Raw genomic sequence first — 13,356 nt, 5'->3', positions numbered from 1 at the left:
TGCAGCCACTGCTTGCTCTGTGGGCGCGGGTACGCCCGCACCCACACTGCAAGCAGTCCCCCATGCACCTGCAATCGATTCCCAAGGAGGCTCCATGACCCTGACAGGCAACCTGCTGATCGGCCAGACGCCAGTAACCGGCAGCCGCCAAGCCATCCGCGCCATTGACCCGGCCACCGGCCAGGCGCTGGAACCGGCCTACCTGGGCGGCACCGGCGAACACGTGGCCCAGGCCTGCGCCCTGGCCTGGGCGGCGTTCGATGCCTACCGCGAAACCTCGCTCGAACAACGGGCACAGTTCCTCGAAACCATCGCCACGCAGATCGAGGCACTGGGCGATGCCCTGATCGACCGCGCCGTGGCCGAAACCGGCCTGCCCAAGGCACGCATACAGGGCGAACGTGGCCGCACCTGCACCCAGTTGCGCACCTTCGCCCGAGTGGTACGGGCTGGCGAATGGCTGGATGTGCGGGTCGACAACGCCCTGCCCGAACGCCAGCCACTGCCGCGCGCCGACCTGCGCCAGCGCCAGGTGGCCCTGGGGCCGGTAGCCGTGTTCGGCGCCAGCAACTTCCCGCTGGCATTCTCGGTGGCCGGTGGCGACACAGCCTCGGCTTTGGCTGCTGGCTGCCCTGTGGTCGTCAAGGCCCACAGCGCCCACCCAGGCACCAGCGAACTGGTCGGCCGGGCGGTGGCGCAAGCCGTGAAACAATGCGGCTTGCCAGCCGGTGTGTTTTCGCTGCTGTACGGCTCGGGTCGCGAAGTGGGCATTGCCCTGGTCAGCGACCCGCGTATCAAAGCCGTTGGCTTTACCGGCTCGCGCAGTGGCGGCGTGGCGCTGTGCCAGGCCGCCCAGGCGCGCCCGGAGCCAATCCCGGTGTATGCCGAAATGAGCTCGATCAACCCGGTGTTTCTGTTCGACGCCGCGCTGCAGGCCCGTGCCGAAGCACTGGCACAAGGTTTCGTCGCTTCGCTGACCCAAGGCGCCGGCCAGTTCTGCACCAACCCCGGCCTGGTAATCGCTCGCCAGGGGCCGGCGTTGCAGCGGTTTGTCGCGGCAGCCAGTGGGCATGTGCAGCAGGCTGCTGCGCAAACCATGCTCACGCCGGGCATATTTGACGCCTACCAGGCCGGCGTCGCTGCGCTTGCGGCCAACGCCAATGCCCAGGCCACCGCCTGCGGCCCGGCCAGCCACAGCCCCAATCAGTGCCAGGCACAGCTGTTCGTGACCCAGGCCGAGGCCTTCCTCGCCGACCCGGCGTTGCAGGCTGAAGTGTTCGGCGCAGCGTCGCTGATCGTGGCCTGCGACAGTGACGAGCAGGTCCGCCAGGTAGCCGAGCACCTTGAAGGTCAACTGACCGCCACCCTGCAGCTGGACGAGGCCGACATCGACAGCGCCCGCGCCCTGCTGCCGACCCTTGAGCGCAAGGCCGGGCGCATACTGGTCAATGGTTGGCCGACCGGCGTCGAGGTGTGCGATGCGATGGTGCATGGCGGGCCATTCCCGGCCACCTCCGATGCCCGTACCACCTCGGTGGGCACGGCAGCGATCCTGCGTTTCCTGCGCCCGGTGTGCTACCAGGACTTCCCCGATGCGCTGCTGCCGCACGCGTTGCAGCACGGCAACCCGCTGCGGCTGCGGCGCCTGCTTGATGGTAAACGGGAAGGCTGAGCATGGTCGAAACCGCTGAAACCGACATCGCCGTGGTGGGCGCCGGCATCGTCGGCGTCGCCTGCGCCCTGCAGCTGGCCCGTCAGGGCCGCCGGGTAACGCTGATCGACCGCCAGGCGCCAGGCCTTGGCGCGTCCTATGGCAATGCCGGGCACCTGGCCACTGAACAAGTGTTCCCGATTGCCGACCTGTCCATCCTCAAGCGCTTGCCCCGCATGCTGCTAGACCCGATGGGCCCGCTGCGCCTGGACTGGAGGTACTTGCCCAAGGCCATGCCGTGGTTCACCCGGCTGCTGCTCAACCTGCGAGCGGCGCCGTTCCAGCGCAGCGTGGCGGGCATCCGAACCTTGAACGAAGGCAGCCTGGGCGCCTGGCAGCGGTTGCTGGGCTCAATCGGGCGCAGCGAACTGTTCCAGGAGGATGGCTCGTTGCTGGTGTTCGAACGGCCCGAGTCGCGCCAGGCGCTGGAGGCGTTGCGCGCACGCATGCGCCAGCAGGCGGTACCGGTGAGTTTCTGGTCGGCCGAGGCCGTGCGCGAAGCGGCGCCACAATTGAGCCCATCATTGCTGGGCGGGCTGTTCTTCCCCAAGACCGGGCACTTCATCGACCCGTACCGGGTAGTGTGCGAACTGTTCGAAGCGGCCAAGGCCAGTGGCGTGCGCTTTGTCCAGGCGCAGGTCGAGGGTGGGCAACTGCACAGTGGCGGGGTCAGCCTGGCCAGCGACAAGGGCACGCTCGATGCTCGCCAGGTGCTGATCAGCTGTGGTGCGCATTCTGCGAAACTGACCGCCGCGCTGACTGGCAAGCGGGTACCGCTGGACACAGAGCGCGGCTACCACCTGATGTTGCCGGGTGAGCACCAGCGCCTGCCGTTTGCAGTCACCTCGCTTGAACGCAAGTTCATCATGACGCCCATGGCCGAAGGCTTGCGCCTGGCTGGCACGGTGGAGTTCGCCGGGTTGGAGGCGCCGCCGAGCATGCAACGGGCGTGGCAATTGCACCGGCTGAGCAAGGGGTTGTTCCGACAAGACCTGAGCGTCGAAGGGGCGACACCGTGGATGGGCTTCAGGCCTTCGTTGCCAGATTCATTGCCAGTGATCGACCGGGTGTGTGATGGGCGGGTGCTGTTGGCGTTCGGGCATCAGCACCTGGGGTTGACCCAAGCAGCGGTGACGGCGGAATGGATGGGGCGGTTGGCTGAGCGGGCCCGTGGGCATGAGATGGCAGCCTACCGGTTGGATCGCTTCTAGATTCGAGGGCCGCTGTGCGGCCCCCGGCATCACTCAGCGATAACGCTCGAGCCAGTGCGCATACGGCGCCGGCAAGGTCCAGGAGGCTTTCTCCACCCCCAGCTCCTTGGCTGCAAAGTACGCCCAGTGCGGGTCGGCCAGGTGCGCACGCCCTACCGAAACCAAGTCCAGTTGGTTGGCCTGCAAAGCCGCTTCCGCCAACTGCGGTGTGCCAAAGCCCCACGCCGAAGTCACCGGCAGCTTCGCCTCACGGCGCACACGCTCGGCAATCGGCCCCATGAACGCCGGGCCCCACGGGATGTTGGTCTCGGGAATGGTGAAGCCGACACTCACGCTCAGCAGGTCAAGGCCGCCGGCCTTGAAGCGGCGCGCCAGTTCGATCGACTCTTCCAGGGTCTGCTCGTCGCGGCCATCGTATTCCAGCACACCGAAACGCGCGGTCAGCGGCAGGTTTTCCGGCCACACTTCACGCACTGCGGCCAGGGTTTCCAGCAGGAAGCGGCTACGGTTGTCGAAGCTGCCACCGTAGGCATCGGTACGCTTGTTGGAGTGCTCGGAGAAGAAGCTCTGGCCCAGGTAACCATGGGCAAAGTGCAGCTCGATCCACTCGAAGCCGGCATCGCGCGCACGGCGAGCGGCATCGACAAAGTCCTGCTTGACCCGGGCGATGTCGTCCAGGGTCATCTCGCGCGGCACTTTCGGCAGATGCGCGCCAAATGCGATGGCCGACGGGGCAATGGTTTCCCAGCCACGGGCATCGTCGGCGGCAATATGATCATCACCTTCCCATGGGCGGTTGGCGCTGGCCTTGCGCCCGGCGTGGGCGATCTGGATACCCGGCACGGAGCCTGCCGCCTTGATGGCCTGCACCACTGGCACGAAGGCCTGGGCGTGGGCATCGCTCCAGATACCGGCACAACCGGGGGTAATGCGCCCTTCCGGCGCCACCGCAGTGGCCTCGACCACCAACAGGCCGGCACCACCACGGGCCAGGCCGGCCAGGTGCACGTGGTGCCAGTCGTTGATCATGCCGTCTTCGGCCATGTATTGGCACATCGGCGGAATGGCAATGCGGTTACGCAGGGTGACGTCTTTGAGGGTGTAGGGTTCGAACAGTGCGGACATGGGAAACTCCGGGTTCATTTGAATACTGTTGTTCGATCATAATCGAACTATGGCAATTAATGAAACCCCCGTTATCATGTCGGGCATGCGAGCCTATAAACATCCCAACCCTGAAGACCTGATCCTCGAACGCCTGCTCTATGCGCTCAGCGACCCCGTGCGCCTGGAAATCGTCCGCCATCTGGCCGGCGTGGCAGAGGCCAGCTGTGGCGAACTGGACGGGGGGCGGCCGAAGTCGAGCATGTCCCACCACTTCCGCGTTTTGCGTGATGCTGGGTTGGTACAAACCCGCAATGTGGGCACTACCCATATGAATTCACTGCGCAGCGAAATGCTGGATGAGCGGTTCCCTGGGTTGCTGGCGTGCATACTGCGCCAGGTGTGACCTGTCAGCCTGCCGGTTCTGGATGGGCCAGCGCAAACCGGCACACCTGCCCTCCCCTGAGCATGCACTCCTCATGGCTGACATCGGCCCCACCCAGCGCCCCGATCAGCGCCAGATCAAGCTCGCACACCACCGGATGCGCCTTGGCCAAATGATGGAACACACAATTGTGCGCCACGATCTGCGGCGCCCCCCCCGAGCGGAAGAACACCTGCGCTTCATAGCCGGCATTGTTCATGTGCTCGACGATGCGTGCTTCATCCACCACCTTGTGTTCAAGGTCCGCCGCCAGCTTGCGCCCCAGTTGGCGCATCAGCGCCAGCAGTGCCTCCTGGCCTAGCAACCCTGCCACCTCACCAATCAGCAGATTCGCCAGTAGCGGGTACTGCCGGGGAAACTGCTCGCGGGCAAGATCAGTCAGCTCATGCAACTGCTCCGGGCGCCGCCCGGTAGGCCGGGTGGCGCCGCGCTTGACCAGGCCATCACGCTCCAGCGCGGCCAGGTGCTGGCGTACCGCCGTGCGGGTAATGGCCAGGGCTTGCGCCAGGTCGTCGATGCTCATGCCGGCTGGCTGGTGCAGCAACGCGTGGAGCAGGTCCTGTTGGGTACGGCCCAGTCCCTCGAGCATCAGAACTTGTCCGGGAACTGTTTGACCAGCGCCGCAGCGATGGCATCGGACAGGGTCAGAATATGCTCGCGCATCATCCCCCAAGTGCGCGCTTCGCCCGTATAGTCACCGGCCGCCAACTGATCGATCTGCGTCACATGGTGGCCACCGTGGGCGCTGAGCAATGTAAGCAGGGTCGCCTCGGGCAGGTTTGGGTTGGCCTTGGCCAGGAACGCCGCGATGGCCTTGGCATTGCTGGTCAGCTCGTCGACGCCAGCTTGCTGGCCCTTCTTGTCCTTGGCCACGGTGGCATCGCTGTAGTGCTTGATCGCGCCCCAGTGGCCGGCCAACAGTTTCAGCAACTGGTCGGCAGCGGGCTGGCCGTATAACGGCGCGATGCTGTTGGCGATTCGGGTCGCGTCGCTGACCACCTCATTGGCGGCGACTTCAGCCTGCTTGGCGTTGCCGGCCTGGTTGGCCACGGCGTAGTTGCGAACCCAGAAGATGTGCTCGACCCACAGGTCGCGCAGGGCCATGCGCGTGGTCATTGCAGCGGATTCGGCGGGTTTGGTGGCGGGGGGTGTGCTGGAGTAGGCGTAGCTCTGGCTCCATGCCGGCTGAGCGCACAGGGCCAGCAGCAGTAAGGCGGCAATCTTGGTATTCATGACGGCACCCTCCTGGAGGGGATCGACTGACAAGATTAATTTAAGCATCAAAATATGTTTTTATTGGTCGGCGAACAGGTTTCCGATCAGCGGTTTCCTGCGAACAGGCCCAAACAGACAACAAAAAAGCCACGAGGTCACCCCCGTGGCTTTGGATCACGACAAGGCTGCTGATTACAGCGCCATGTCGTTCTCAGGCTTGCTCTCGACCGGCTGGCCAGCAGCGCCACCGAAGTCGACGCTGGCGTCGATCACCGGCGGTTTCTCCAGCTGCAGCACTTCAGCGGTGTAGTTCCACTCTTTCTGAGTGGCCGCTGCCGAGTCGTTCAGCTTGGTGCCGTAGCTGGGCACGATTTCCTTGATCTTGGCCTGCCACTCTGGGGTAGCGACCTTCTCCTTGAACACGGTTTCCAGCACGTTCAGCATGATCGGCGCAGCAGTCGAAGCACCTGGCGATGCACCCAGCAGGCCCGCGATGGTGCGGTCTTCGGAGGCTACCACTTCAGTGCCCAGCTTCAGTACGCCGCCCTTCTCGGCATCACGCTTGATGATTTGTACACGCTGGCCGGCCTGCCACAGGCGCCAGTCTTCCTTCTTGGCGTTCGGGAAGTAGGTGCGCAGCGCTTCGAAGCGGTCATCGTCAGACAGCATCAGCTGGCCAGCGAGGTACTCGACCAGTGGGTACTGCTCGATACCGACTTTGGTCATCGGCCACACGTTGTGGGTAGTGGTGCTGCTGAGCAGGTCCAGGTACGAGCCGTTCTTCAGGAACTTGGTCGAGAAAGTGGCGAACGGGCCAAACAGGATCACGCGCTTGCCGTCCAGCACGCGGGTGTCCAGGTGCGGTACCGACATGGGTGGCGCACCGGTCGAGGCGATGCCGTAGGCCTTGGCCATGTGCTGCATGGCCACGGTCGGGTTCTCGGTCACCAGGAACGAACCACCCACCGGGAAGCCTGCGTATTCCTTGGCTTCCGGAATGCCCGACTTCTGCAGCAGCTTCAGTGCGCCACCGCCAGCACCGATGAACAGGAACTTGGCGTCGGTGGCCGACTCGGTACCGTCCTTCAGGTTCTTGTACTCGACGTGCCAGGAGCCGTCCTTGTTGCGGGTGATGTCCTGCACTTCGCTGGACAGCTTCAGGTCGAAGCCTTTCTGGGTCTGCAGATGGCCAACGAACTGGCGGGTGATCTCGCCGAAGTTGACGTCAGTGCCGATTGGCGTCCAGGTCACGGCCAGCTTCTGGTTCGGGTCGCGGCCTTCCATCATCAGCGGGACCCACTTGGCGATCTGCGCGTGGTCCTCGGAGTACTGCATCGGGCGGAACAGCGGGCTGGCCTGCAGTGCGTCGTAGCGCTTCTTGAGGAACTTGATGTTGTCATCGCCCCAGACGAAGCTCATGTGCGGGGTGGTGTTGATGAACGAGTGCGGGTTCTTCAGCACGCCCTGGCGGACCTGCCACGACCAGAACTGGCGGGAGATCTGGAAGGCTTCGTTGATTTCGATGGCCTTGGTGATGTTGACGTTGCCGTCTTTGTCTTCCGGGGTGTAGTTCAGCTCGGCCAGCGCGGAGTGGCCGGTACCGGCGTTGTTCCAGCCGTTGGAGCTTTCTTCGGCCACGCCGTCCAGGCGCTCGACCATTTCCATCGACCAGCTTGGCTCCAGCTCGTGCAGCCACACGGCCAGGGTGGAGCTCATGATGCCGCCGCCGACCAGCAGCACGTCTACTTTCTTGGTTTCTACGGCGTGCGCTTGCATGACGCTTGCAGCGACAGCCAGACCCAGCAAGGTCTTGCCAGCTTTCTTGAACATTGATCAATTCCAGTCAGGAGAACAGAGTGAGGGCCTGTGGCTGGCCCCGGTAAAGCGTGTTCTTCAGCGCAGGCTTGTTGTTGATCATTGTTCAGCAGCCAGAGAACCAAAAAACGACCCGGGCTTTTGTCGAATTGACCGACAAGGCTGAATCGTTTTTCCGATTGTATCTGAAATGCCAGCACAAACAAATTGCAGGTCCTTGCGTCAAGGCGACGGGTTGCCCCAGCGGCAGAATGCCACGCCAAAAACAAAAACCCCCGGCCATTTGCATGACCGGGGGCCTTGGATCACGCCGCAAGCGTCGCGATCAGGGTACCGCCAAGATTACTGCTGCTGAGGCAGTTTATCGATTGGGCCGCAGCCACCGATGATCTTGGAGATGGAAACCGAAGGGTGGAACAGGTAGTCGTAGGTGCAGTTTTTTGGTTGGTTGTAAACCTGGCCAGTGCAACCCGACAGCAGGGCAACACCCGAAACGACAGCAACGGCTACGGTGGCCTTGAACAGCTTTTTCATTACTCAGTCCTTTAAATGAATCATCTTCGGCCATCGTCTGATGGCGCCGGGATGATACAGAACCTGAGCATTGGATCCAAGTCGCGGGTGGCATTGATGCTTTGCGAAGACGCAACAACCGGTTGTAAAGCACGCCGTTGGCGACGATAGTCATACTCTGCCTTTGCACTGCCCTACAGGAGTTCACCATGCTTGGCGTTACCGACTACGGCGCATTCGTCATCGCCTTCATCATTCTGTTGGCCATTCCCGGCCCGGGCAATTTCGCGCTGATCACCGCCACTGGCAAAGGCGGTATCAAAGCAGGCCTGGCTGCGACCTGTGGGGTGATCGTCGGTGACCAGGTGCTATTGTGGCTGGCAGTAGCCGGCGTCGCCACGTTGCTGGCCACCTACCCGGCAGCCTTCCATGTGGTGCAGTGGGCGGGCGCTGCGTACCTGGCCTATCTCGGCCTGCGCATGCTGCTGAGCAAACCAGGTGACGCGCCACGCACCAGGCGCATGGACAACGGCCAGTACTTGCGCCAGACCATGCTGATCACCCTGCTCAACCCCAAGGCGATCATGTTCTACATGGCATTCTTCCCACTGTTCATCGACCCATTGAAACACCAGGGGCTGGTGACTTTCGGCTTCATGGCGGCGACGGTGGCGGTGATCACGTTCCTGTACGGGTTGATTGCCGTGGTACTGACTCACCGACTGGCCGAACGCATGCGCGCCAACCCAAAGATCAGCAACCTGTTCGAGCGGCTGGCGGGCATTTGTCTGGTGGGGTTTGGCATTAAATTGGCCGCCATGCGCTGAGGCCCCTCGGGCGCGCCCCATGCGGCCCCAAAATTCCAAAGCAAAAAAAAGCCCCCGGCAACTCACAGTTCCCGGGGGTTTGTTCAATCAGCGACTACCCAATCAATTGGTTTCCAGCTGATATGCCTTGCTCACGAACAACGCCGCAAACAGGCTCTTGCCTTCCTTGAACGTGTACTGCTCTTCGAACTTGCCTTCCTCGACCAGCTTCTGCCCAATGGCACATTCCGAATCGCTGTGGTTCTTGCCCTTGGCGCCGAAATCACTGCTCCACGACGACAAGCCAACTTCTTCGCAGAAAGCCGCGAACTTCGCCTTCGGTACACTCTGCTGGAAGTCGCTGTAAGCCTCTTTCAGCGGTTTGAAGCCGCTGTAGCTCACGCTGTAGTTCTCCACCTTCGCCTTGCGCGCAAAGCCACTTACCGCTTCGGCCAAAACGGCCTGGCCGGTGTACGGGCTGTATGCCCCGATCAACATGGCGCTCAAGGCACTCTTGAGCTGGGTTTCGACATCGTCCAGCTCCGGCAGCGACTGGAAGTCGGCCTTGCGTACGATCTCACCCACCTTGGAGCCATCGTTACGGTGGGTTACCACAAACGCCATCGAACCTTCACCATCACTGGAGCGCGTGAGGGTGAAATCCAAGTCGACCGTGGTGCCAAAATCACCCGTGCTGCTGACCAGGAACGCGCCAGTAACCGGCTGGCGTACCGCCATGTTGGCACCCCAATCGAAGCTCGACTCAGTGGCCCGGCCATTGGCGGCCAGCTCGGCGCGCGGCTGGATCTCGTCGCTGACATCAGCCACCAGCACCACTTCGGCGCCCTTGCTGGCAACGAAGGGGTTGGCCATCTGCATGCCCAGCAATTGGATGTGAAGGGTGCCGTCCTTGCTGTCGCCGTCATGGGCCAGTTTCAGCGCATCGGCTTTGAGGTATATGCCGGCGACATTGCGGCTGACATTGAGCTGGTACTTGGCCCAACCTGCCAAGCCCTCCTCCGGCGAACCACCGCGAGCCGATTCCATCAAGCTGGTCAGGCCGCGCATGAACTGCTGGGCGCCATTGGTCTGGGCCGCAGCGACGCGGATTTCGGGGTCGGCGACTGTCAGGTTGCCAGAGAACGCCGAATAGGAAATGTCGCCCTCAGACAGTACATCTTCAAGGAAATAGCGCTCCTTGAAATCCTCGTAGTAGGCCAGCGCAGCCTTCTTGCCCGAGCTGGAGACCATCGCATAGCCACCACCGAGCACCAGCACCGCCGCGGCTACACCGCCAATCAGCAGCTGCTTCTTGTTCATCTGTTTGATCATGGTGTTTGCCTCACTGGACCATGGCGGAAGCGTTGTTCCAGTCGTTCACGTACTTTTGGGAGACCTCGGGGGTCCAGCTGAAATCGATACCGGCGTTGGGGAATTCCTTGGCCAGCACGGCGCCGAACGACACACGGTCGGCACAGTGGTCCTGCTGGCAGGCCTCGGGCTCACCTGCGCTGTAGGCACGGTAGGTGGGCACGGCGCGGCCATCGTCCAGCGGGTAGTACGGCGTGGCGTTGGCGACCTGGGTCACGTACCAGCCTTCGCTATACTCCTCGTCCGCCACCAAGCGGCCCTTGCTCGGGAAGTCGAGGGTGTAGAAATCGCCCTTCTTGCCGGTAACGTGCACCATCATTGGCGCAACGCGGGCCGAGGTCGCAGGGTCTTGCTGCGCCAGCGGCGAAGCGAAACGCACCTTGATGCCAGCCATTTGCGCCAGCGCCTCGGTTTCGCGCCCCTTGAAGTCGCTCATGCCGTCTTGCAGCTGCTGGTAGCGTTCCAGCACTCGGGTGTGCACGCGGGCCAGCTCCTGTTGACGCTGACGCTCTTCACGCACACGCTGCTGCTCTCGTTGAACCGCCCAGTTGGCACCCTCGCGCACATCGAAGAACAGGCCTTGGCGGGTGATGCCGATGCGGTTGCGAGTGATCTTCTGTGCGTCGTTGCCCCACATGCTGTTCGTAATTGCCGAAATATCTTTGACGATGAACAGGTTGGCCACATCGGTGGTGGTCGGCGAGGTGGCCTTGATCAGGTCGAAGATTTCCAGCGCGGCTTCCTTGTACTTGGCCGCGTCCAGGGCGAACGACTCGTCAGGCGTTACGGCAACGTAGTACGGATCGCTGCTGAACGGGCGGAGCACGCCGTAGCTGGAACGGGTGAAGGTCAGGTACACCTTCATCTGCCGGCTGGGGATCTCGCCCACCAGGAACGCGGCCTGGTCAGCATCCGCCGTGAGGTAGGAAACAGCCTTGTCCTTCACTGCAGATTCGAGGTTCTTGTTGAAGATCAGCCCGCTGGGGTGAGCGTATACGCGGGTCCAGTTGTCGCCACGGTAGGTGCCAACGGCTTTCCAGCTGATTTTTTCGAAGCTGCCTTCACCAAAGCCGGAGGCCGGGCACGGCATCACCGGGGTAGTGCCGAACGACAGGGTGTCGCCGTCGCTGATGATCGAGGTGCTAAGCACCCATTTGCAGCCTGTGCCATCCGTTACCTGCATCAGGTTGCGGTTTTGCAGGACCACGGCGCGGCCGAAGTCCGAGGTTGGGGCAGCGGCTACCGCAGCAGCAGGTGCTGGAACAGGCGGTGCGACTGGGGCTGCTACCGGGGTTTCGGCAACGGGGGCTGGCGCGGGTTCTGCAGCAACCACCGGGGCCGGGGCCACCTCTGCTTTTGCAGGCGCTGGTTCAACTACAGCAGGCGCCGGCGCAGCGGCAACGGCTACCGGGGCTTCTGCTGGCGCAGGTACAGCGGGTGCAGCCGGGGCCGGGGCAGCAACGGCCGGAGCAGGTGCTGGTGCTGGTGCTGGTGCAGCTGGTGCCGCGGCAGGCGCGACGGCCAGGGTCACCAGGCCCAGGTTGGTGGCATTGCCCGAACCGCTGGCGTAAAGGTTGCCCTTGGCGTCAACCGCCTTCCAGCTCACCTTGGCGGTCGCGCAGTCCTTGGCGAACACGAACGGCAGCTTGGTCAGCAGCCCCGACAGCAGCTCCTGCTTGTCCCAGGCCGGGCGGGTGATGGTCAGCTCGACCTCGGGTTTGCACCAGGTGGCGGCGTCCCCAGGTACTTCGACCTTGATGTTTTCTTTCTTCGAGAAGGCCAGCTCGTGGGCGAACGCCTGCGGTACCAGACCACAAGCGCCGACCACAGCCAGCGCGAGCGCGTGCTTTTTCATGGAGTTCCTCAGATCAGTTCCCAGGTGCCGTTGGCTTGTTTGCAGAAGGTGTTCTGCTCTTGCTCGGTCTGGCCGCTTTGCGATTTCAGGCTGACCGTGACCGGGCGGCAGGCGGCTTCGGCGGCGACCGTTTCGGTCGGCAGCGACTGCACCGAATCCAGGTCGAAGCCTTGGGTTTCCTTGCTGGCGGCAACGTCCAGCTCGTCCAGGTTCACCGCTGGCGTCACACGCTTGGCCACGGCCTGCGCCTTGGGCTCGACGTAGTTCTTGTGCACGTAACCCACGGTCACGCCCTTGCGCCCGACCAGGATCCAGTCACCAGTGGAGCCGACGGCGGTGAACTCGGTGTGGTTTTTCAGGCTGCCAACTTTCTCGCCACTCTGGTTGGGTGCGGCACGCACGTTCAGGTTGTCGCTGACGGTCACGTAGGGCTCGTTGATCAACTTCATCGACGGCACCGCCTGGATCTTCGGCGCGCGCTTGACCTCGACCTTCTTGGTCTGGGTGTATTCCTTGCCCGGCACGATCTGCGCGGTAGCACCCGAGTGGTCGGACTTCCAGGTAACTGGCTGGGCGCTGGCGGTAGCCTGCTGCTGGCTCAACACTTCCTGGGTGCGCAGCGCCAGGGCCTGCTGGTCCTTCTCGTCCAGCATGTGACCGATGCGGTTGCCCACGTAGGCACCAATGCCACCGGCGATCAGGGCTGCGGCGATCTTGCCGTTGCCACTGCCCATGGTCGAGCCGATGGCCACACCGGCCAGGCCGCCAATCACGGTGCCCGCTTGCTCTTTGCTGATCCCGAGCTGTGCACAGGCCGTGGTAGAGGCGATGGCGACCGCCAGAAGGGACGCGACGAATTTCTTACGCAAGTGGAGCACTCCATTTTCGGTGGGGCGCACAGCCGCGTACCGCAGCCAGGATCTGGCGGCAGCATTCGACGTTGTGCGGTTTTATGAGTGAGCTGGCAGCACTGGACGCGGACGGCAATTTAGCCGTCGAACGAAGGGCGTAGAGGAAGACCAGTACGGCGCGAAGCATCCAACGAATCCATGTCAGGAAGAGGTCATCGCCCAGCGCGCGTAATCATTACGGCGTTTGGCCTGGGCGTGAGTGGCGTATTAGAGGCCCGCATTGTAGCGCAAGGTGCCGTTGACAGTTCAAGACAAAATGTTGCGAGAAACCGCTCTGTCTCGGCTTAGTCGACATAGTTGCAGGAGCGGCTCTGTTTCGCGAAAGGACCAAGGCACTGCTGAATGATGCTGAATTTGGAATGATGCAAAACAAGGCACAACGAAAAAGCCCCTGAAAGC

12 protein-coding genes are annotated in these 13,356 nt (G+C 62.8%); 4 read left to right on the top strand and 8 right to left on the bottom strand.

Annotated features, from left to right (window positions below):
• Positions 1-94: 94 nt before the first annotated feature.
• Positions 95-1,672 (top strand): aldehyde dehydrogenase (NADP(+)), encoded by a 1,578-nt coding sequence (locus tag APH35_RS27150; protein WP_012273707.1) that lies wholly within the window; start codon positions 95-97, stop codon positions 1,670-1,672.
• A gap of 2 nt (positions 1,673-1,674) precedes the next feature.
• Positions 1,675-2,922, top strand: a complete 1,248-nt coding sequence (locus APH35_RS27145) for an NAD(P)/FAD-dependent oxidoreductase (RefSeq protein ID WP_060515795.1) — start codon at positions 1,675-1,677, stop codon at positions 2,920-2,922.
• Between the two features lie 33 nt (positions 2,923-2,955).
• Here APH35_RS27145 and xenA read toward each other — a convergent pair whose 3' ends face one another.
• Positions 2,956-4,047: a xenobiotic reductase XenA gene (gene xenA / locus APH35_RS27140; RefSeq protein ID WP_060492661.1), complete on the bottom strand. Its 1,092-nt coding sequence runs from the start codon at positions 4,045-4,047 to the stop codon at positions 2,956-2,958.
• A gap of 49 nt (positions 4,048-4,096) precedes the next feature.
• Here xenA and APH35_RS27135 point away from each other — a divergent pair, with 49 nt between their 5' ends.
• A complete protein-coding gene (locus APH35_RS27135; RefSeq protein WP_012273710.1) occupies positions 4,097-4,432 on the top strand; it encodes an ArsR/SmtB family transcription factor in 336 nt (111 codons plus the stop codon).
• Positions 4,433-4,436: 4 nt separating this feature from the next.
• On the opposite strand, the gene APH35_RS27130 is transcribed toward APH35_RS27135, so the two are convergent.
• The 4 genes from APH35_RS27130 to APH35_RS27115 form a co-directional block, all read right to left on the bottom strand.
• A complete protein-coding gene (locus APH35_RS27130) occupies positions 4,437-5,060 on the bottom strand; it encodes a helix-turn-helix transcriptional regulator (RefSeq protein ID WP_012273711.1) in 624 nt (207 codons plus the stop codon).
• Positions 5,060-5,704 (bottom strand): hypothetical protein, encoded by a 645-nt coding sequence (locus APH35_RS27125; RefSeq protein WP_012273712.1) that lies wholly within the window; start codon positions 5,702-5,704, stop codon positions 5,060-5,062. The genes APH35_RS27130 and APH35_RS27125 overlap by 1 nt, the downstream gene beginning before the upstream one ends.
• Positions 5,705-5,878: 174 nt before the next feature.
• Positions 5,879-7,516 (bottom strand): malate dehydrogenase (quinone), encoded by a 1,638-nt coding sequence (mqo, locus tag APH35_RS27120; protein ID WP_012273713.1) that lies wholly within the window; start codon positions 7,514-7,516, stop codon positions 5,879-5,881.
• Between the two features lie 327 nt (positions 7,517-7,843).
• Positions 7,844-8,035 (bottom strand): YhfL family protein, encoded by a 192-nt coding sequence (locus tag APH35_RS27115; protein WP_003254720.1) that lies wholly within the window; start codon positions 8,033-8,035, stop codon positions 7,844-7,846.
• A 188-nt stretch (positions 8,036-8,223) separates the two neighbouring features.
• Here APH35_RS27115 and APH35_RS27110 point away from each other — a divergent pair, with 188 nt between their 5' ends.
• Positions 8,224-8,841: a LysE family transporter gene (locus tag APH35_RS27110; protein ID WP_060515794.1), complete on the top strand. Its 618-nt coding sequence runs from the start codon at positions 8,224-8,226 to the stop codon at positions 8,839-8,841.
• 102 nt (positions 8,842-8,943) lie between these two features.
• On the opposite strand, the gene APH35_RS27105 is transcribed toward APH35_RS27110, so the two are convergent.
• Genes APH35_RS27105 through APH35_RS27095 form a run of 3 tightly spaced genes read right to left on the bottom strand, consistent with a single transcriptional unit; the run spans position 8,944 to position 12,915 of the window.
• Positions 8,944-10,152, bottom strand: a complete 1,209-nt coding sequence (locus APH35_RS27105) for a hypothetical protein (protein ID WP_060515793.1) — start codon at positions 10,150-10,152, stop codon at positions 8,944-8,946.
• A gap of 10 nt (positions 10,153-10,162) precedes the next feature.
• Positions 10,163-12,046 (bottom strand): hypothetical protein, encoded by a 1,884-nt coding sequence (locus APH35_RS27100; protein ID WP_060492658.1) that lies wholly within the window; start codon positions 12,044-12,046, stop codon positions 10,163-10,165.
• Positions 12,047-12,054: 8 nt separating this feature from the next.
• Complete coding sequence (locus tag APH35_RS27095; protein ID WP_012273717.1) at positions 12,055-12,915, bottom strand: SH3 domain-containing protein; 861 nt, start codon at positions 12,913-12,915, stop codon at positions 12,055-12,057.
• Positions 12,916-13,356: the final 441 nt, after the last annotated feature.

The sequence above is a fragment of the Pseudomonas sp. NBRC 111132 genome (assembly GCF_001320565.1).
Classification (GTDB): domain Bacteria; phylum Pseudomonadota; class Gammaproteobacteria; order Pseudomonadales; family Pseudomonadaceae; genus Aquipseudomonas; species Aquipseudomonas putida_P.
This window is presented reverse-complemented; position numbering and strand designations above follow the sequence as displayed.

Excerpts from the sequence above, each read along its gene's own strand:
- xenA (WP_060492661.1), bottom strand. The coding sequence starts at position 4,047 with ATGTCCGCACTGTTCGAACCCTACACCCTCAAAGACGTCACCCTGCGT.
- APH35_RS27150 (WP_012273707.1), top strand. The coding sequence starts at position 95 with ATGACCCTGACAGGCAACCTGCTGATCGGCCAGACGCCAGTAACCGGC.
- APH35_RS27130 (WP_012273711.1), bottom strand. The coding sequence starts at position 5,060 with ATGCTCGAGGGACTGGGCCGTACCCAACAGGACCTGCTCCACGCGTTG.
- APH35_RS27105 (WP_060515793.1), bottom strand. The coding sequence starts at position 10,152 with ATGATCAAACAGATGAACAAGAAGCAGCTGCTGATTGGCGGTGTAGCC.
- APH35_RS27110 (WP_060515794.1), top strand. The coding sequence starts at position 8,224 with ATGCTTGGCGTTACCGACTACGGCGCATTCGTCATCGCCTTCATCATT.
- APH35_RS27100 (WP_060492658.1), bottom strand. The coding sequence starts at position 12,046 with ATGAAAAAGCACGCGCTCGCGCTGGCTGTGGTCGGCGCTTGTGGTCTG.
- APH35_RS27145 (WP_060515795.1), top strand. The coding sequence starts at position 1,675 with ATGGTCGAAACCGCTGAAACCGACATCGCCGTGGTGGGCGCCGGCATC.
- mqo (WP_012273713.1), bottom strand. The coding sequence starts at position 7,516 with ATGTTCAAGAAAGCTGGCAAGACCTTGCTGGGTCTGGCTGTCGCTGCA.
- APH35_RS27135 (WP_012273710.1), top strand. The coding sequence starts at position 4,097 with ATGGCAATTAATGAAACCCCCGTTATCATGTCGGGCATGCGAGCCTAT.
- APH35_RS27125 (WP_012273712.1), bottom strand. The coding sequence starts at position 5,704 with ATGAATACCAAGATTGCCGCCTTACTGCTGCTGGCCCTGTGCGCTCAG.
- APH35_RS27115 (WP_003254720.1), bottom strand. The coding sequence starts at position 8,035 with ATGAAAAAGCTGTTCAAGGCCACCGTAGCCGTTGCTGTCGTTTCGGGT.